The 18,093-nt window shown below is 71.5% G+C and carries 16 protein-coding genes, 1 tRNA gene and 1 riboswitch; of the genes, 5 read left to right on the top strand and 12 right to left on the bottom strand.

What is annotated here, in order from left to right:
• Positions 1-622: hypothetical protein (locus CCN29_RS25765; RefSeq protein WP_086684790.1), on the top strand; the 622-nt coding region annotated here is incomplete at its 5' end.
• Between the two features lie 36 nt (positions 623-658).
• Here the strand turns inward: CCN29_RS25765 and CCN29_RS25760 are convergent.
• A complete protein-coding gene (locus CCN29_RS25760; protein WP_086016223.1) occupies positions 659-970 on the bottom strand; it encodes a hypothetical protein in 312 nt (103 codons plus the stop codon).
• Positions 971-1,071: 101 nt separating this feature from the next.
• On the opposite strand from CCN29_RS25760, the gene CCN29_RS25755 reads away from it, so the two are divergent.
• Positions 1,072-1,302 (top strand): DUF4287 domain-containing protein, encoded by a 231-nt coding sequence (locus CCN29_RS25755; protein ID WP_006135890.1) that lies wholly within the window; start codon positions 1,072-1,074, stop codon positions 1,300-1,302.
• 92 nt (positions 1,303-1,394) lie between these two features.
• On the opposite strand, the gene CCN29_RS25750 is transcribed toward CCN29_RS25755, so the two are convergent.
• Positions 1,395-2,282 carry a Bax inhibitor-1/YccA family protein gene (locus tag CCN29_RS25750; protein ID WP_086684784.1) on the bottom strand — a complete coding sequence of 296 codons (888 nt, stop codon included), beginning with the start codon at positions 2,280-2,282 and terminating at the stop codon, positions 1,395-1,397.
• A gap of 352 nt (positions 2,283-2,634) precedes the next feature.
• Here CCN29_RS25750 and CCN29_RS25745 point away from each other — a divergent pair, with 352 nt between their 5' ends.
• The gene (locus CCN29_RS25745; RefSeq protein WP_086684782.1) at positions 2,635-3,345 is read left to right on the top strand and encodes a B3/B4 domain-containing protein; all 711 of its coding nucleotides are present in this window, start codon (positions 2,635-2,637) and stop codon (positions 3,343-3,345) included.
• Positions 3,346-3,481: 136 nt separating this feature from the next.
• Here the strand turns inward: CCN29_RS25745 and CCN29_RS25740 are convergent.
• A tRNA-Leu gene (locus CCN29_RS25740) sits at positions 3,482-3,568 on the bottom strand.
• A gap of 386 nt (positions 3,569-3,954) precedes the next feature.
• On the opposite strand from CCN29_RS25740, the gene CCN29_RS25730 reads away from it, so the two are divergent.
• Positions 3,955-4,725 carry an ABC transporter ATP-binding protein gene (locus CCN29_RS25730; RefSeq protein ID WP_086684776.1) on the top strand — a complete coding sequence of 257 codons (771 nt, stop codon included), beginning with the start codon at positions 3,955-3,957 and terminating at the stop codon, positions 4,723-4,725.
• Between the two features lie 85 nt (positions 4,726-4,810).
• Positions 4,811-7,342, top strand: coding sequence for an ABC transporter permease (locus CCN29_RS25725; RefSeq protein ID WP_031064005.1), 2,532 nt, complete (start codon positions 4,811-4,813; stop codon positions 7,340-7,342).
• A 66-nt stretch (positions 7,343-7,408) separates the two neighbouring features.
• Here the strand turns inward: CCN29_RS25725 and CCN29_RS25720 are convergent, their stop codons facing one another.
• The 9 genes from CCN29_RS25720 to CCN29_RS25680 all read right to left on the bottom strand — a co-directional run bounded on the left by CCN29_RS25720 (position 7,409) and on the right by CCN29_RS25680 (position 18,024).
• Complete coding sequence (locus CCN29_RS25720) at positions 7,409-8,722, bottom strand: class I SAM-dependent methyltransferase (RefSeq protein ID WP_086684787.1); 1,314 nt, start codon at positions 8,720-8,722, stop codon at positions 7,409-7,411.
• Positions 8,723-8,938: 216 nt separating this feature from the next.
• A complete protein-coding gene (locus tag CCN29_RS25715) occupies positions 8,939-10,327 on the bottom strand; it encodes an NAD(P)/FAD-dependent oxidoreductase (protein ID WP_051792099.1) in 1,389 nt (462 codons plus the stop codon).
• 418 nt (positions 10,328-10,745) lie between these two features.
• Entirely contained in the window at positions 10,746-11,714 is a 969-nt protein-coding gene (locus CCN29_RS25710; RefSeq protein WP_086684773.1) for a Ppx/GppA phosphatase family protein, read from the bottom strand.
• Positions 11,711-12,244 (bottom strand): DUF501 domain-containing protein, encoded by a 534-nt coding sequence (locus CCN29_RS25705; RefSeq protein WP_031064010.1) that lies wholly within the window; start codon positions 12,242-12,244, stop codon positions 11,711-11,713. The genes CCN29_RS25710 and CCN29_RS25705 overlap by 4 nt, the downstream gene beginning before the upstream one ends.
• Before the next feature lie 29 nt (positions 12,245-12,273).
• Positions 12,274-12,750, bottom strand: coding sequence for an FtsB family cell division protein (locus CCN29_RS25700; protein ID WP_006135881.1), 477 nt, complete (start codon positions 12,748-12,750; stop codon positions 12,274-12,276).
• 189 nt (positions 12,751-12,939) lie between these two features.
• Complete coding sequence (gene eno, locus CCN29_RS25695; RefSeq protein ID WP_006135880.1) at positions 12,940-14,229, bottom strand: phosphopyruvate hydratase; 1,290 nt, start codon at positions 14,227-14,229, stop codon at positions 12,940-12,942.
• Between the two features lie 268 nt (positions 14,230-14,497).
• Positions 14,498-15,205, bottom strand: a complete 708-nt coding sequence (locus CCN29_RS25690; protein ID WP_031022008.1) for a transglycosylase family protein — start codon at positions 15,203-15,205, stop codon at positions 14,498-14,500.
• Positions 15,206-15,209: 4 nt separating this feature from the next.
• Positions 15,210-15,378, bottom strand: a riboswitch (cyclic di-AMP (ydaO/yuaA leader).
• Positions 15,379-15,597: 219 nt separating this feature from the next.
• Complete coding sequence (locus tag CCN29_RS25685) at positions 15,598-16,548, bottom strand: transglycosylase family protein (protein WP_086684771.1); 951 nt, start codon at positions 16,546-16,548, stop codon at positions 15,598-15,600.
• A gap of 192 nt (positions 16,549-16,740) precedes the next feature.
• Positions 16,741-18,024: a cytochrome P450 family protein gene (locus CCN29_RS25680; RefSeq protein ID WP_086684768.1), complete on the bottom strand. Its 1,284-nt coding sequence runs from the start codon at positions 18,022-18,024 to the stop codon at positions 16,741-16,743.
• Between the last annotated feature and the right edge of the window lie 69 nt (positions 18,025-18,093).

Genomic DNA, 18,093 nt, shown 5'->3' with positions numbered 1-18,093 from the left:
GCCCGCCCGCTCGGCGGGACCCGACGAGATACGCGCCGCCGTCGCGGAGGCGCTCGCCGAGGAGCGGGAGCGCGAGCTGGCCGAGGCGCGGGCCTTCTGGGCCGCCCAGGAGGCCCGTGACGCCGCCGACGGCCCGTCCCTGCTGGGTCTGCCCGACAGCGAGCTGTTCCTGCCCCGGCAGGCCGATTTCGCGGGCCTGGAGCCGGTCGCCGAGCCCGGCGCCGACGCCGAGGAGCACGCCGGCGACTCCCCCGAGCTGGCCGCGGCCCGCCGCCGTCACCCCTCGCACCCGGACTTCGTGCCGCACTCCTCGCCCGTGGTGAGCGACCACGAGCGCACGGTGGAGGTGCTGGAGGAGCTGGCGGCCGCGCGCACCGAGCTGACCGACGTCCGTCCGGGCCCGCTGGGCACCCTGGACGTGTACGTGTTCGCCGACGGCACCACACTGTGCATGACGCCGGGCCACCGCGAGACCGCGGACCGGCTGGCCGAGGCGCTGCGGGCGGGCGAGACGCCGTTCCTGCTGGGCGGCTCCGGCATCTCCGGGGCGTACACGCTGACGTTCTCCTGCGGCGAGGACAGCGTCTACATCCTCGCGGACCGCGTCATCGCCTCGCTGTAGGCGCTGCAGGCGCCGTAGCAGGCGCCCCCGCCGCCGTCACACGCCCGCGCGCTCGCGTGCCTCCTCCACGAGCCGGGCGGCTTCCGCCACGTCCTCGTCGCTTCCGAGCACGAGGGCGTAGTCGTGTCCGGCGACGGTGATCTGGTCGGCGGCGGCGAACATCCCGGCGTCCGGCATCTCGCGCGGCTCGGTGCCGGGCTCCTCGACGAGCTGGGTGCGCCGCGCCATCTCCCTGGCCAGGGCGAGCGCCTCGGCCGCCGCCCCCCGCTGGAGCCGGCTCTGCGGCGCGGCCCGCAGGCGGTCGGCGAAATGATCCACGGCACGGGTGAAGGGCGTCGTATCAACCACGCGGCGAGCGTACGCGGCGCGGCGGGACTGTTGCCAACGGACGGGCGCTCGGGCACGGTGACCTGAAGGACCGGCTTGTATCCCAGCATCCGGAGGCGCCGATGTCCCAAGTCTTCTCCGCAGAGACCCATCGCAACATGCTCGCCCGCATCCCGCACTGCACCGGTCGTGAGATCTCCGACTGGCTGCGCACCGTCGACGAAGGCCCGGCGCTCGTCCGCTTCGAGGAGAAGGTCAGCTGGCTGAGGCACGAGTACGACCTGGCGTACGGCCACGCCAAGGCGATCGTGCACGAGTACGACCTGAGGAGGGCGGCGCGCAGGCTGCTCTAGCCGCCGCACCTCGCCAAGGCCCCGTGGACATGGCGAAGGGCCCCGGTGGGAACCGGGGCCCTTCGCCATGCCGTGCGGCGGACGCCGGGGCGTCAGTCGCTGTTGAGGATCGAGATGAGCCGCAGGAACTCGAGGTAGATCCACACCAGCGTCAGCGTGAGGCCGAAGGCGGCGAGCCAGGCCTCCTCGCGCGGGGCACCGTAGGCGATGCCGTCCTCGACCTGCTTGAAGTCCAGGGCGAGGAAGCAGGCGCCGAGGATGATGCCGATGACGCCGAAGACGACGCCGAGCGCGCCGCTGCGGAAGCCGAGGCCGTCACCGCCGCCGAACACCGCGAACAGCAGGTTCACGGCCATCAGCAGGACGAAGCCGAGCGCGGCCGCCATCACGAAGCCGTAGAAGCGGCGGTTGACGCGGATCCAGCCGGCCTTGTAGGCCACCAGCACACCGGCGAAGACCGCCATGGTGCCGATCACGGCCTGCATGGCCGCGCCGTCGGCGATGCGGTTGTCGACGATGTTGGAGATCACGCCGAGGAAGACGCCCTCGAACGCGGCGTACGTCAGGATCAGCGCGGGCGTGGGCTTGCGCTTGAAGGACTGCACGAGCGCCAGGACCATGCCGATCAGCGCGGCGCCGATGCCGATGCCGTAGGACCGGCTGATGTTGGCGTCGTCGACCGGCAGCAGCGCCCAGGAGAGCGCCGCGGTGACGATGAGCACGCCGAGCGTGGTGCCCGTGCGCATCACGACGTCGTCGATCGTCATCCGGCCGGTGGTGGCCGGCGCCTGCGGCGGCGCGCCGAACTGCTGCTGCTGCGCGTACGGGTTCTGCGCGTACGGATTGCCCGTCGGCTGCGCGTACGGGTTGGCCTGCGTGGCGACGGCGGGGCCCCCGGCCTGCGGCGCGGTGTTGAAGCCCGCGTAGCCGTTGTCGCGGCCGAACCCCCGTCGCGAGAAGACCGGGTTGCTGCTCCTCATTTCACTCCTCCATGGCCACTCGGTGCGGCCTTGGCTCAAGAGTAATAGGTAGGCAAAGGAATGACCCTAGTGCTTGGGGAGGATCTTTCCCTCGTTGTGCTGGGCAACACGCTACGCGGCCGGGTGATTCCCTTCACCGCGCGTGACGGACCGGTACCGAGCCGGTACCTGCCCGGGACACGGCGGAGATCATCCGTTCACCTCGTCACCGGTCCGCAGCCGTACGTGGCCGAATCGCGGGGCCGGGTCCGCGGACGGCCCCCACAATCCTGTCGGACACCGCACCGCCGCCGGGGCCGTACCGGCCCCCGCAACGCCTGACCCCTCACACCACGGGAACGGAGCCCCGCCCATGACCACCTTCCGCATCAGCCCCGCGGTCACCGACGCCTTCCCCGACGCCCTCGTCGCCCTGGTCACCTCCGCCGGGCTGCGCGGGCGCGATCCCTGGCCCGGCACCACCGCCGCTTTGACGGACCTGGAACAGCGGCTCGAAGCCGGTACCTGGCGACCCGCCGACGAGACCGACCCCCGGATCGAGGCGTGGCACACCGCCTACCGCGCCTTCGGCACCAACCCCCGGCGCATCCGCCCCAGCGTCGACGCGCTCGGCCGCCGCATGGCCAAGAAGGGCACCCTGCCGCGCATCAACCCGGCCGTCGACTCCTACAACGCCGTCTCCGTCCGCCACGGCCTGCCCGCCGGCGCCTTCGACCTGGACCACGTCACCGGCGACGTCGACATCCGCCACGCCGACGGCACCGAGGAGTTCGTCCCGCTCGGTGAGCCCGACACCGTGGAGAACCCGAAGCCGGGCGAGATCATCTATGCCGACGCCGGCGGTGTCCTGACCCGGCACTGGAACCACCGTGACGCCCACCGCACCCGCGTCACCGAGGACTCCGCCCGCGTCGTCTTCATCCTCGAGACCGTCCAGGCCGCCCGCGACCGCCATCTCCTCGAGACCGCGGCGGAGGAACTGCGCGCCCTGCTCCTTCCGCACACGGATCAGACCCGCGTGCGGTACCTCAGCTCGAAGGAGTCCGTGGGTGTGACGATCTGACGAGTCCGGCCGCCGGGGCCGCGCGCGGCGTGCGCCTGCCGTGGCCCTGGCGGAGCGTCTCACGGCCCGCGTGCCGGACGGCGCGGCCCTTCGGACGGGTGTGCGGGCCCTCCGGAAGGCCGGGCCGCGTACGTGATGGTGCCCGGAGCCGGACTCGAACCGGCACGCCCGCTCAGGGGCAGCGAGGTTTAAGCTCGCCGTGTCTGCATTCCACCATCCGGGCAGGCCATGGGCTCCGCTTCGCGGTTCCGAGCCTATCGGTGACGCTCCCCCCGCCAGCGGCAGGATGGGCCGATCTTGTCTTATTTTATTGGCGCCTGAGGGACCATCAGACATCGGAACGCACCGTCAGCACCCGCCACCAGCCTTGCGTGCGACAAGGGCGCGTGCACGCGGAATGACGGAATTTCACCGTCCGAACAGGGCGCCCCACCCGTTCCCCGGACCGCCCCGGGTAGGGGTCCCCCGTCATCCCCAGGTATGACCCGGCGCCCTGCGCTCCCTCCCGAGTCGCCCCCAGGAACCGGAGCTGCGGCTGACTACGCGGCGGCAAAGCCACGCAACGATGGTGACGTCCTCGAAACACCCCGTCCCGACAGGAGCCCATCCGTGACCACCGCCCCCCTTGCCGACCGGACCACCGCCGTGGCCGCGCGCGCCACGGAGCTGTCAAAGATCTACGGTCAGGGCGAGACCCGGGTGGTCGCCCTGGACCGGGTCTCCGTCGGCTTCCGGCAGGCCGAGTTCACCGCGATCATGGGCCCGTCCGGGTCCGGCAAGTCCACGCTGATGCACTGCGTCGCCGGGCTCGACACCTTCTCCTCCGGCTCCGTGCGCATCGGCGACACCGAGCTGGGCGCGCTGAAGGACAAGCAGCTCACGCGGCTGCGCCGGGACAAGATCGGCTTCATCTTCCAGGCGTTCAACCTGCTGCCGACGCTGAACGCCCTGGAGAACATCACGCTTCCCATGGACATCGCGGGCCGCAAGCCCGACAAGGAGTGGCTGGACACCGTGATCCGGATGGTCGGCCTGGCCGACCGGCTGGGTCACCGGCCGGCCCAGCTCTCCGGCGGCCAGCAGCAGCGGGTCGCGGTGGCGCGGGCGCTGGCGTCCCGGCCCGAGATCGTCTTCGGCGACGAGCCGACCGGCAACCTCGACTCCCGCTCCGGCGCCGAGGTGCTCGGCTTCCTGCGCAACTCCGTGCGCGAGCTGGGCCAGACGGTGGTCATGGTGACCCACGACCCGGTGGCCGCCGCCTATGCGGACCGGGTGGTCTTCCTCGCCGACGGCCGGATCGTCGACGAGCTGTACGGGCCGACGGCCGACTCGGTGCTGGACCGCATGAAGCGGTTCGACGCCAAGGGCCGCACCAGCTGACCCGTCCCTCCGAGGGCCGCACCGGCTGAAGCCGCCCCCGCCGCCCGCTCGCCCCTCCCCCGTACCGTCTGGACAGAGAAGACCCATGTTCCGTACCGCCTTGCGCAACGTCTTCGCGCACAAGGCCAGGCTGTTGATGACCGTGCTCGCCGTGATGCTCGGCGTGGCGTTCGTGTCGGGCACCCTGGTCTTCGCGGACACCCTCTCCAACGCCTTCCGCAACCAGTCGGCGAAGAGCTACGACGACGTCGCCGTCGCCGTCACCTCGTACGCCGACCCGGACAACCCCGAGGAGGCGCCCGGCCTGTCCGCCGGGGACCTCGGCCGGATCGCCGCCGTGGACGGCGTCGCCGGGGTGTACGGCCGCGTCGAGGGCTTCGCCGGGGTCGCCGACCCCGACGGCAAGCTGATCGGCGTCGGCTGGTCCAACAAGGGCTCCAACTTCGCGCCCGGCGAGGACGGCAAGGACCCCGCGTACACGTTCACCGAGGGCTCCGGCCCGGTGCGGGACGGCCAGATCGCCCTGGACGAGGAGTCCGCGGCCAAGGGCGAGTACGAGGTCGGCGACCGGGTGCGCGTCGCCACCAACGGCCCGGTGAAGGAGTACACCCTCAGCGGTGTGTTCACCACCGAGGACGGCGCCGTCAACGCCGGCGGCAGCCTCGTCCTCTTCGACACCGCCGTCGCCCAGAAGCAGTACCTCCGGCAGGGCTACTTCGAGGACGCCACCGTCGTCGCGGCCCCCGGGGCGGACGACGCGAAGATCCTCGCCGCGGTCGAGCCGCTGCTGCCGGACTCCGCGGAGGCGCAGACCGGCACGGCGCTCGCGGACGAGCAGGCCGACCAGATCGAACAGGGCATGGGCAACCTCAAGCAGGTCCTGCTCGGCTTCGCGGGCATCGCGCTCTTCGTGGGCGTCTTCCTGATCTCCAACACCTTCACGATGCTGGTCGCGCAGCGCACCAAGGAGGTCGCCCTGATGCGCGCGGTCGGCGCGTCCCGCCGGCAGATCACCCGCTCGGTGCTCGCCGAGGCCGCGGTGGTGGGTCTGGTGGCCTCGGCCGTCGGCTTCGCCCTCGGCGTCGGTCTGGCCGTCGGGCTGCGCTCCGGCATGGCCGCGTTCGACATGAAGATGCCGGACGGCCCGCTGGTGCTGTCCGCCACCCCGGTGGTCGCGGCGTTCGCGGTGGGCGTGCTGATCACGGTGTTCGCCGCCTGGCTGCCCGGCCGCCGGGCCGCGAAGATCCCGCCGGTGGCGGCGATGAACAGCCTCCACGCGGTGGCCACCACCAAGTCGCTGGTGCTGCGCAACTCCGTCGGCGCGGCGGTCACCGCCCTCGGCGCGGCGGGGATCGTGGCGGGCGCCTCGTCCGGCGGCGACGAGGGCCGGATGTACATCGGCGCGGGCGCGTTCCTCGCCCTGGTCGGCGTGATCATCCTGATCCCGCTGCTGTCCCGGCCCGTGATCGCGCTCGTCCGTCCGCTGCTCGTCGGCCCCTTCGGCGTGGCCGGCAAGCTGGCCGGCCAGAACGCGGTCCGCAACCCGCGCCGCACCGGCGCCACCGCCTCCGCGCTGGCGATCGGGCTGACGCTGGTGACCGGTCTGTCGGTGCTCGGCGTCACGGTCGGCACCGCGATCGACAAGATGACCACGGACAACATCAAGGCCGACTACATGGTCTCGATGGCCAACGGCGGCGACCTCGACCGGTCCGCGCTGACCGCGCTGGAGAAGGCCGAGGGCGTCTCGGCGGTCTCGCCGCAGCAGGACGTCTACCTCCAGACCGGTGACGACTACGTCTCCGCCTCCGGGGTCACCCCGGGCGACATCGAGCGGGTCCTGAACGTCGACGTGGTCAGCGGCGACGCCGGCACGCTCGCCGAGGGGCAGATCGCGGTCGCCGAGAAGACGGCGAGGAGCAAGGGCTGGAAGCCCGGCGACCGCATCCCCTTCACCTTCGCCGACGAGAAGAAGGCGACGCTGACGGTCGGCGCCGTCTACAAGGACAGCGAGTTCCTCTCCCCCGTCCTCGTCGACACCGCCGTGGTGGACGGGCACGAGGCCAAGCCGTACATCCGGCAGATCTTCGTGAAGACCGACGGCGGTCAGACCGCGGCGAACGAGCAGGTCCTCGTCGACGCGCTGGGCGACAACCCGGCGATCACCGTCATGGACCGGCAGGACATCCGCGACGAGTTCGGCGGCGCCATCAACACCCTGCTGAACGTCATGTACGGGCTGCTGGCGATGGCCCTGATCATCGCGGTGCTCGGCGTCGTCAACACGCTCGCGATGTCCGTCTTCGAACGGCAGCAGGAGATCGGGATGCTGCGGGCGATCGGCCTGGACCGGCGCCGGGTGAAGCGGATGGTGCGGCTGGAGGCCGTCGTCATCTCGGTGTTCGGCGCGGTGGTCGGCATCGGTCTCGGCACGTTCCTCGGCTGGGCGGTCGGCGAGACCGTCGCCGAGGAGATCCCCGGGTACGCGCTGGTCCTGCCCTGGGACCGGATCGGGATCTTCGTGGTGCTGGCCGGTCTGGTCGGCGTCCTGGCCGCCCTGTGGCCGGCCCGCAACGCCGCCCGGCTGAACATGCTGACCGCGATCAAGGCGGAGTGACCGCGTCACGACGCACCGAGGGCCGGGCCTCCCGCACGGGAGCCCGGCCCTTCGCGTCGGTGCGGGTCAGGCGGAGCCGGGCTCGCCCCACACCCGGGACCGCAGCGGCATCCCGGAGGCGCCCCGGTCGGGCGTGCGCACGGCGACGACCTGGTTGACGCCGATGCGGTTGTGTTCGAAGGCGAGCGCGGACGCGGCCATGTAGAGCTGCCAGACGCGGGTCCGTCCGGGGCCGGCGAGCGTGGCCGCGCGGGCCCACGCGGACTCCAGGTTCGCCACCCAGCGGCGCAGGGTGAGGGCGTAGTGCTCGCGGAGGGACTCCACGTCGCGGACCTCGAACCCGGCGCGCTCCAGCAGGGAGACGGTGGTGCCGAGCGGGGCGAGTTCGCCGTCGGGGAAGACGTAGGCGTCGATGAAGTCGTCGACCTGGTACGCGGACTCGTCGCGCTGCGGGCGGCGGGCGATCTGGTGGTTGAGCAGCCGGCCGCCGGGCCTGAGGAGCCGGTGCAGGGTGGTGGCGTACTCCAGGTACCGCTCGGAGCCGACGTGTTCGGCCATGCCGATGGAGGAGATCGCGTCGTAGGGGCCGTCCGCGACGTCCCGGTAGTCCTGGACGCGGATCTCGACGCGGTCGGTGAGCCCCTCCTCCGCGATCCGCTTGCGGGCGTAGGCGGCCTGTTCCTGCGAGAGGGTGATCCCGACGACGCTCACCCCGTGCTCGCGGGCCGCGTGGATCGCCATGGAGCCCCAGCCGCAGCCGACGTCCAGGAGCCGCTGCCCGGGCCGCAGGGCGAGCTTGCGGGCGACCAGTTCGAGCTTGTCGTGCTGGGCCTGTTCGAGGGTGGCCCCGGGGGGCGGGGCGGGCCAGTAGGCGCAGGAGTACACCATGGACGGGCCGAGGACGATCTCGTAGAAGTCGTTGCCGACGTCGTAGTGGTGGCTGATGGCGCGCTTGTCGCTGCGCTTGGTGTGCAGTCCGCGGCGGGGTCTGCGGACCTCCTCGCGCGGCGGGGCGGGCGGCAGGGGCGGGCCCGCCATGGCGAACAGCCGGCGCACCGCGGACCGGAACCGCGGGTCGCGCAGGGCCTGGCCGAGGGTACGGGCGTCCTCGTCCCGCTCCCAGATGAGCCCGGCGAGCAGGTCGAGCGCGGTGTAGAGGTCGCCCTCGACCGTCAGGTCGCCGGCCACCCAGGCGCGGGCCAGGCCCAGTTCGCCGGGCTTGAACAGCAGGCGGCGCAGGGCACGGCGGCTGCGCACGACGAGGACTGGGGTCTGCGGAGGGCCGGCTTCCGAGCCGTCCCAGGCGCGGATACGCACGGGGAGGGGTGAGCCGAGCAACTGCTCGAGGATGCCTTTCAGCCGCGAGGCGGCGTCTGCCATGGTGTGCACCTCCGTGACCGGATCCCGGAATGTCGACACCACGTAAACACCTGCGCGCGGCCGTGGCAGTCCCCGGCGCGCGTCATCTTCGGGCAAAAACGGAATGCCACCCGCCGGGAGTCTCCCCCGGAGCACGCCGAAGGGGCCGCCCGCACCACGGATGGCGGGCGGCCCCTTCGGGGGTGACCTACGGACGGCCTGGGGCGTGACCCCGGGTCAGGAGGCCTTGGCCTCGGTCTTCTTCGGCTCCTGCGCGGCGGCGGGCGCCGGGGCCGGCTTGGCGGCCTCGTAGAACTCCTCGCGCGGGGACTCGATCGCGCCGAGCGACACGACCTCGCGCTTGAGGAACATGCCGAGGGTCCAGTCGGCGAAGACGCGGATCTTGCGGTTCCAGGTCGGCATGGCCATGCCGTGGTATCCACGGTGCATGTACCAGGCCAGCCGGCCCTTCAGCTTGATCTTGAACTTGCCCATCACGATCATCGCGACGCCCTTGTGCAGGCCGAGGCCCGCGACCGCGCCCTTGTTGGCGTGGCTGTACTCCTTCTGCGGGAAGCCCCGCATGCCGGAGATCACGTTGTCGCCGAGGACCTTGGCCTGGCGCAGCGCGTGCTGGGCGTTCGGCGGGCACCAGGCGTTCTCGTTGCCGCCCTTGCGGCCCACGAGGTCCGGCACCTGGGCGTTGTCGCCCGCGGCCCAGATGTAGTCGGTGCCCTTGACCTGGAGCGTCGGCTCGGTGTCGACGTGGCCGCGGGGACCGAGCGGCAGGCCGAAGCGGGCCAGCGCCGGGTTGGGCTTGACGCCCGCGGTCCACACGATGGTGCCGGCGTCGACCTCGAGGCCGTTCTTCAGCACCACGTGACCGTCGACGCAGGAGTCCATGGAGGTGGACAGGTAGACCTCGACGCCGCGGCTCTCGAGGTGCTCCTTGCCGTACGCGCCGAGCTTGGGGCCGACCTCGGGGAGGATCTTGTCGGCGGCGTCGACGAGGATGAAGCGCATGTCCTCGCGGGACACCGTCTTGTAGTACTTGGCCGCGTCCCGGGCCATGTCCTCGACCTCGCCGATGGTCTCCGCGCCGGCGAAGCCGCCGCCCACGAAGACGAAGGTGAGTGCCTTGCGCCGGATCTCCTCGTCCGTGGTGGAGTCGGCCTTGTCGAGCTGCTCGAGGACGTGGTTGCGCAGGCCGATGGCCTCCTCGACGCCCTTCATGCCGATGCCCTGCTCGGCGAGGCCGGGGATCGGGAAGGTGCGGGAGACCGCGCCGAGCGCGATCACCAGGTAGTCGAAGGGCAGCTCGTACGCCTCGCCGACCAGCGGGGCGATCGTGGCGACCTTGCGGTCCTGGTCGATGGTCGTGACCCGGCCGGTGAGGACCTCCGCCTTGGGAAGCACGCGCCGCAGGGGGACGACGACGTGCCGCGGGGAGATGCTGCCGGCGGCGGCTTCGGGGAGGAAGGGCTGGTAGGTCATGTACGACCGCGGGTCGACGACGGTGACGGTCGCCTCGCCGTAACGCATCTTCTTCTGGATGCGCCGAGCTGCGTACAGGCCTACGTACCCACCGCCTACTACGAGGATCCTGGGACGCTCCGTGGTGCTCATGCCATCGAGTATCCACCCGCCTGAGGGGGGTACCTCGTGCGCCCCTTCACAAGCTCTGGCAGGCCCTGTGCTACACTCCCGCGCTTCTTGATCCAGATCACAGTGCGGACCGGGAACCGGGGAACCCCTTGACGCGTTGTCAATGCCGCGTGAGCTGCCTCTCTGTCGCGTCGGACGGGCCGTGAGGCCGGTCGGCGGGCCGGTGCGGCCGATGCGCGCGGACCCCCCGCATCCCTCTTCTGAACGTGTTCAAAGGGGTGTTGAGCGCCCGAACGGGTCAATCGGCCCTCCTCTTTCGCCCTCCCGGGGCCAATTCCTTGTGAAGAACTTCACGAACTTTCCGGAGGAGGCCCGCCCCGGGGGGCCCGCAGGCCCCCCGGACCCCGCTCAAACGCCGTTCCGGCTGCTCAGCGGAGTGCTACCGGTCGGCAGCGGAGGAGTCCTGGGCCACGGACCAGGCGATCCCGTCGAGGATGTCGTGCTCGGAGACCACGACCTCCTCCGCGCCCGTCCGCTCCATGATCGCCAGCAGTACCAGGGCGCCCGCGCCGATCACGTCGACCCGGCCCGGGTGCATCGAGCGCACCGCCGCCCGCTCCGCGTGGGTGGAGCGCAGCAGCCACTCGGTGATCTCCCGGACCCGCTCCCGGGAGACGCGGGAGTGGTGGATGGCCGCCGAGTCGTACTCGGGCAGGTCCTGGGCGATCGCCGACACGGTGGTGACGGAGCCCGCCAGCCCCACCAGCGTCCGCGCCTCGCGCAGCGGCACCGTCTCCTCCGCCCGGTCCAGGGCGGCCTCGATGTCGGCGCGCATCGCCGCGATCTGCTCCTCCGTGGGCGGGTCCGTCACGGCCCCGCCCCGCACCAGGTGGCGCTCGGTCATCCGGACGCAGCCGACGTCCACGGAGCGGGCGGCGCGCACGTGGTCGTCGCCGACGACGAACTCGGTGGAGCCGCCGCCGATGTCGACCACCAGGAACGGCCGGTGCAGGTCGGCGCGGCCGGTCAGCTCCTTGGTGGCGCCGGTGAAGGAGAACTCCGCCTCCTGGTCGCCGGTGATCACCTCGGGCTCCACGCCCAGGATGTCCATCACCCCGCGCACGAAGTCGTCGCGGTTCTCGGCGTCGCGGGAGGCGGAGGTGGCGACGAACCGCAGGTGCTCCGAAGCACCGTGCTTCTCGATGATCTGCGCGTACTCACGGCAGGCGGCGAAGGTGCGCTCCAGCGCCTCGGGCGCCAGCCGGCCGGTGCGGTCGACGCCCTGGCCGAGCCGCACGATCGTCATCCGCCGGTCCAGATCGGTGAGTTCGCCCGTCGCCGGGTCGGCGTCGGCCACCAGCAGGCGGATGGAGTTGGTGCCGCAGTCCACGGCGGCGACCCGGGTCACTGGGCGCCCTCCTCGGCCGCGGGCGTCACGCAGGGGCCCTTGCTCCACCACTCCGGCAGCATCGCCAGCGCCTCGTCGCCGAGCGGATTGACGCCCGGACCGGCGGCCAGCGAGTGCGCGACGAGCACGTGCAGGCACTTCACCCGGTCCGGCATGCCGCCCGCGCTGGGGAAGTTCCTCAGCTCCTCGATCTCGTCGCGGCGCCGGACGTAGTCCTCGTGCGCGGCGCGGTAGGAGGCCGCCAGCTCCGGGTCGGCGGCCAGCCGCTCGGTCATCTCCTTCATCACGCCGTTCGCCTCCAGCGTGCCGATCGCGGAGTTGGCCCGCGGGCACGTCAGGTAGTACAGCGTCGGGAAGGGCGTGCCGTCGGGCAGCCGCGGCGCGGTCTCCACGACGTCCGGCTGCCCGCAGGGACAGCGGTGCGCGATGGCGCGCAGCCCGCGCGGGGGACGGCCGAGCTGCTGCTGGAAGGCCGCGACGTCCGCGTCGGTGGGCTCGGTACGCGGAGTCGTGGGCGGAGGGGTGTCCATACGTGTCTTTCTGCGGTGTTCCCGTCGGGTCACTGGGCGGCGGCGTCGGCCTTGTCGACGCCGTCCCAGACGTTGGCGTACCAGGGGCGGTCGGCGGCCCTCAGGTCGCCGCGCGCGGTGCCGGCGCCGGCCGGGTCGACGACGATGTAGCCGGTCTCCCCCGGCATGACGTAGTGCAGGCGCCTGCGGATCTCCTGCTCGGCGTACGCGTCGTCCTGCCAGCGGGCCTTGAGGTCGCGCAGCCGCTCCACCCGCCGGCGGGTCTCGTCCTGCTCCTTCTGCTGGTCGGCGATCTCCGCGCGCTGGGAGACGTACTGCCGCATCGGGTAGGCGAGGGCCACGACCAGGGAGCAGAGGACCAGGGCGAGCAGGGCCGCGCGGCCGGTCAGCCGGGAGCGGCGGGCCTGCCGCTTGGTCTGCGAGCGGTAGACCCGGGCCGCGGTCTGCTCACCGATCAGCCGGATCCTGGTCGCGGTGGAGAAACGGTCCCGGTCCTTCACCGCCATGTGCCCGCCTCTCGTTCGCTCTCTCACACGCGTACGTCCCCGCACACGGTACGGGACCGGGTACGGGGACGTACGTACGACGCCGCCTCTTACGGGGCGGGTCAGCCCTTGCTGTGCTTACTGGTCCGCGGAGCGCTGTGCCTACTGGTCCGCGGAGCGCTGTGCCTACTGGTCCGCGGAGCGCTGTGCCTACTGGTCCGCGGAGCGGAACCGCGGGAACGCGCTGCGGCCGGCGTACACCGCGGCGTCGTCGAGGATCTCCTCGATGCGCAGCAGCTGGTTGTACTTGGCGACGCGCTCGGAGCGGGCCGGGGCGCCGGTCTTGATCTGGCCGCAGTTGGTGGCGACGGCGAGGTCGGCGATGGTGACGTCCTCGGTCTCGCCGGAGCGGTGGGACATCATGCACTTGAAGCCGTTGCGCTGGGCCAGCTCGACGGCGTCCAGGGTCTCGGTGAGCGAGCCGATCTGGTTGACCTTGACCAGCAGGGCGTTGGCGGCGCCCTCCTCGATGCCGCGGGCCAGGCGCTCCGGGTTGGTGACGAACAGGTCGTCGCCGACGAGCTGGACCTTGTCGCCGAGCTTGTCGGTGATGGTCTTCCAGCCGTCCCAGTCGTCCTCGAACAGCGGGTCCTCGATGGACACGAGCGGGTACGCGTCGACGAGCTCCGCGTAGTACTCGGTCATCTCGGCCGCCGAGCGCTCCTTGCCCTCGAAGGTGTAGACGCCGTCCTTGTAGAACTCGGAGGCGGCCACGTCGAGCGCGAGGGCGATCTGCTCGCCGGGGGTGTAGCCGGCTTCCTTGATGGCCTCGAGGATGAGGTCGAGGGCCTCGCGGTTGGAGCCGAGGTTCGGGGCGAAGCCGCCCTCGTCGCCCAGGCCGGTGGCCAGGCCCTTGCCCTTCAGCACCTTCTTCAGGGTGTGGTAGACCTCGGCGCCCCAGCGCAGCGCCTCGGAGAAGGACTCCGCGCCGATCGGGGCGATCATGAACTCCTGGATGTCCACGTTGGAGTCGGCGTGCGAGCCGCCGTTCAGGATGTTCATCATCGGCACCGGCAGCAGGTGCGCGTTGGGGCCGCCGAGGTAGCGGAACAGCGGCAGGTCGCTGGCCTCGGAGGCGGCGTGGGCGACGGCGAGCGAGACGCCGAGGATGGCGTTGGCGCCGAGCGAGCCCTTGTTGTCGGTGGCGTCCAGGTCGAACATCGCCTGGTCGATCAGGCGCTGCTCGGTGGCGTCGTAGCCGACGAGCTCCGGGCCGATCTGCTCGATGACGGCCAGGACGGCCTTCTCGACGCCCTTGCCCAGGTAACGGCCGGCGTCGCCGTCACGGAGTTCGATGGCCTCGAAGGCGCCGGTGGAGGCGCCGGACGGGACGGCGGCACGACCCGTGCTGCCGTCGTCGAGGCCGACCTCGACCTCGACCGTGGGGTTGCCTCGGGAGTCCAGGATTTCCCGGGCTACGACGACGTCGATGGACGGCACGAGCATCTCCTTCTTGGGATGTGACGCGGGTGAGCGGGGCCGCGGGGGCCCTGCGGGTCCGAGCCTAACCGGCTCCGGGCGATCGGCCATCTCGCCGCCCGCCTCATGGACAGAACAGAGCGTAGATTGTTTCCGAACGGAACAAAGCCTGTTCGGGAAACCGTGACCTGAATGCGTCCGGACATGCCCCCGCCCCGGTGCGTACGGGGGAAGAAACGCACCGGGGCGGGGAGCCCGTGGGGACGGGGAGGGACCTGGCGGGCTGCCCTTACTTCAGGTGCAGCTGCTGGCCCGGGTAGATCAGGTCGGCGTCGTCGACGATGTCGTCGTTCAGGTCGAACAGCTTCGCCCAGCCGCCCTTGACGTCGTGCTCCGCGGCGATCGAGCTGAGGGTGTCGCCCTTGACGACCTTGTACTCGCCGTCGCCCTTCTCGACCTTCTTGCCGGTCGGGGTGGTGACGGTCTTCTTCTCGGCCGTGTCGGCCTTCTGCTCGGCCGGGGCGGCCGGGCGCTCGGCGGAGCGGGAGGCCTTCTGCTCGCTCTCACGCGACTCGGTGGAGCCGGACTCCTGCGCGGAGCCCTCGGCGGAGCCGCCGTCGTAGGAGGCGTTGGACAGGCCGGTGCCGCAGACCGGCCAGGCGCCCTTGCCCTGGCCCGCGAGGACCTTCTCGGCGATCTCGATCTGCTGGGCCTTGGAGGCCTGGTCGGCGGTGGCGGCGTACTGGGTGCCGCCGTACGCGGCCCACGTGGAGGCGGAGAACTGCAGACCGCCGTAGTAGCCGTTGCCGGTGTTGATGGACCAGTTGCCGCCGGACTCGCACTGGGCGACGGCGTCCCACTCGGACGCGGTGGCGGCGGAGGCGGTGCCGGACGCCATGAGCGGGCCGGCGACGGCGGCGCCGGTCACACCGGCGATGGCGATGGCGCGAGTGGCCTTGGACGGACGACGGTGCTTGCCCTTGCCGGAAAACAGCATGGATGGATCCCCTCACCGACGCCTGCGAGGTGAGCTGTCGGGTTCGGGCCGGTTGAGTTGCCCGGCCACGTCCCTCCCGGGACGCGGCTTCACCCCAAGCCGTACCGGACGTGAACCGTCCGGGTCCGGCGCTTACCTGGGTCCCCCGCTCCTGCCTACGGCGCATGACGCGACGACTGTTCCCGTGCTGCCACTGGCAGGATTCGGCGTGGCGGCAGCCGGGGCCCGCGGTGGCGAGCGGTCACGACCGTAAGCACGCGTCCCACGGAAAGACAAAGACGATCAGGGCTTCTGAGACCTATCTCTCACAGTCTTTATTGCGGACATTCAGCCCGTATCGCTCCGTCAACTGACGCGGCTCCGGGGGCCCTTCGGGCGCGGCCTCCTGCCCCTCATTCGCCGGTTTCTCCGTCGCTCCCGACGTCCACCAGGAGACGCTCGCCGGGCAGGATCAGGTTCGGGTCGTCGCCGATGACCTGCTGATTCTCGACATAGAGGGCGGTCCATCCGCCGGTGAGGGCAAGGGAGTCGGCGATGGAGGTCAGACTGTCGCCGGTCTGCACGGTGTAGCGGTCGTCGGAGATGCCCGCAGGCGTGTCCGTGGAGCGCGAGGCGTGCCGGCCGGACGACGGGGTCTCGGCGCCTGCGCTCTCGTCCTCCTGGGCGCTGGAACCGCGATGGCGGCCCGAGCCGGTGTCCTCGGACTCGGTGACGTCCGAAGAACCGGTGCTCTGCCCCGACTTGTCCGACTCGTCGCCTTCCGGGGTGGCGGACGCGGACGGGGAGGCGCCGGCGTCCGTGCCGCTCTCCTTCTCGTCGGACGAACCGGACGTCGCCGACGGAGAGGGGGAAGCGGACGAATCACCGGATTCCGGCGAACCGGACGAGGTGCCCGCGTCGTCCGTGCGGGAGTCGCCCTGCGTCGCGTCGGCGGTCGGCACGCCCGGGTCGACGTTCGGGGACGCGGTGTCCTGGTTCAGACCCGTGAGCAGGCCGCAGGCGCGCCACTTGCCGACGCCCTGGTCGGCGAGAATTCTCTCGGCCACGGTGATCTGCTGGTTGCGGCTGGCCTCGTCGGCGCTGGGCGCGAACTCCGTGCCGCCGTAGTTCTCCCAGTCGTCCTGGGTCAACTGCAGGCCGCCGTAGTAGCCGTTGCCGGTGTTCTGGCTCCAGGAGCCGCCGCTCTCGCACTCCGCGACCCGGTCCCAGGTGTCACCGTCCGCCGCGTTGGCGGCGCCCGCCCCGAGGAGGGGGATCGCGATCGCGGAGCCGGTCACGCCTGCGGCGACGAGCAGAGCCGGAGCCTGACGAGGGCGACGGTGTCGGCCGTTCCCGGAGAGCATGCGGAAGCCTTTCACTCGGCGACAAGAACCGGCACGGGCGAGCAGAAGTGTGCGGCGCGCCGTACTTGATGGGTGAACGTATAGGCAGACGATCACTTGTCACAAGTTCATGCCGTGCAGATCACATGGAGATCACAGAGTTGAACACGCCTCAGGTTTCCGTGCGCCGACCCCCGGGCACGGACAGGAAGGTCAGGTCCGTCCTGAACGCGGAGGGGAGAATTTCACCGGAAGCGTGCGGAGTCCGCGCATGATGAGGCCGCCGCGCCAGCGCAGTTCGGCCGGGTCGACGGCCAGCCGCAGATCCGGAAGGCGCGTCAGGAGCGTGGCGAGCGCGGTCTGTCCCTCCAGGCGCGCGAGCGGGGCGCCCAGGCAGTAGTGGATGCCGTGCCCGTACCCCAGGTGCTGGTTGTCGCGGCGGCCGAGGTCCAGCGTGTCCGGGCCGGCGAACCGCTCCGGGTCCCGGTCGGCGGCGGCGAGCACGACGAGCACCGGGTCGCCGGCCTCGATCCGCTGCCCGCCGATGACGACCGGCTCGGTGGCGAACCGCCAGGTCGCCAGCTCCACCGGGCCGTCGTAGCGCAGCAGTTCCTCCACCCCCGTCTCCAGCAGGGCGCGGTCGCCCTCGGCCAGCGCCCGTTGCAGCCGCCGGCGCTGCTCCGGGTGGGTGAGCAGGGCGTAGGTGCCGTTGCCGATGAGGTTGACGGTGGTCTCGAAGCCGGCGAAGAGAAGGATGAACGCCATCGCGGCGGCCTCGTTCTCCGTGAGGTGCGCGCCGTGGTCGGAGGCGCGGATCAAACCCGAGATGAGGTCCTCGCCGGGGACGGGCTCGGCGGGCAGCTCCATCCGCTTGCGGTGGATCAGCTCCGCGAGATACCCGCGCATCTTCTTCACCGACCGGGCCACCCCTCCGCGGGGGCCGCCGCCGTGACGGATCATCATGCCCGCCCAGTCCCGGAAGTCGTCCTGGTCCTCGCGGGGGACGCCGAGCAGGTCGCAGATGGCGTAGATGGGGAGGGGGAAGGCGAAGTCGTGAATGAGATCGGCGGTGCCGGTGGCAGCGAATCGTTCGATGAGGTCGTCGGTGAGCTCCTGGACGCGGGGCGCGAACTCGGCCACCCGGCGGGGGGTGAACGCCTTGCTGACCAGGCGGCGCAGGCGGGTGTGGTCCGGCGGGTCGATGTTCAGCAGGTGCGTCATCAGGTCGGCCTGCCGCTCGCCGGGGATGCCGGTCCTGCCCTTGGCGTGGGCGGGCTCGTCGTGGTGCGCGGGGTTCTTGGACAGGCGGGTGTCGGCGAGGGTCTGCCGGGCGTCGGCGTACCGGGTGACCAGCCAGGCGTCCACCCCGCTGGGCAGTTTCGTCCTGTGCACGGGGGCGTGCTCGCGGAGCCAGGCGTAGGCGGGGTAGGGGTCGGCGGCGAACGTCCCACGGGTCGAAAGCGAGGTCGGAAGGAGCTGCCATGGACGGACGGTAATCCGCCGCCCCGCCCTCTGACCAGGGGTGCCGGGCGCTCGTCAGGCGGCGCCGAAGTCGGGGAGGGGGAC

It is taken from the genome of Streptomyces pseudogriseolus (assembly GCA_002154585.1).
Lineage (GTDB): Bacteria > Actinomycetota > Actinomycetes > Streptomycetales > Streptomycetaceae > Streptomyces > Streptomyces pseudogriseolus.
Note: the sequence above shows the minus strand (reverse complement) of the source record. Positions and strands in the feature narration are given on the sequence as shown.

Excerpts from the sequence above, each read along its gene's own strand:
- CCN29_RS25700 (WP_006135881.1), bottom strand. The coding sequence starts at position 12,750 with ATGGCGGTGAAGGACCGGGACCGTTTCTCCACCGCGACCAGGATCCGG.
- CCN29_RS25715 (WP_051792099.1), bottom strand. The coding sequence starts at position 10,327 with ATGAGCACCACGGAGCGTCCCAGGATCCTCGTAGTAGGCGGTGGGTAC.
- CCN29_RS25705 (WP_031064010.1), bottom strand. The coding sequence starts at position 12,244 with ATGGACACCCCTCCGCCCACGACTCCGCGTACCGAGCCCACCGACGCG.
- CCN29_RS25745 (WP_086684782.1), top strand. The coding sequence starts at position 2,635 with ATGACCACCTTCCGCATCAGCCCCGCGGTCACCGACGCCTTCCCCGAC.
- CCN29_RS25755 (WP_006135890.1), top strand. The coding sequence starts at position 1,072 with ATGTCCCAAGTCTTCTCCGCAGAGACCCATCGCAACATGCTCGCCCGC.
- CCN29_RS25725 (WP_031064005.1), top strand. The coding sequence starts at position 4,811 with ATGTTCCGTACCGCCTTGCGCAACGTCTTCGCGCACAAGGCCAGGCTG.
- CCN29_RS25685 (WP_086684771.1), bottom strand. The coding sequence starts at position 16,548 with ATGCTCTCCGGGAACGGCCGACACCGTCGCCCTCGTCAGGCTCCGGCT.
- CCN29_RS25690 (WP_031022008.1), bottom strand. The coding sequence starts at position 15,205 with ATGCTGTTTTCCGGCAAGGGCAAGCACCGTCGTCCGTCCAAGGCCACT.
- CCN29_RS25750 (WP_086684784.1), bottom strand. The coding sequence starts at position 2,282 with ATGAGGAGCAGCAACCCGGTCTTCTCGCGACGGGGGTTCGGCCGCGAC.
- CCN29_RS25720 (WP_086684787.1), bottom strand. The coding sequence starts at position 8,722 with ATGGCAGACGCCGCCTCGCGGCTGAAAGGCATCCTCGAGCAGTTGCTC.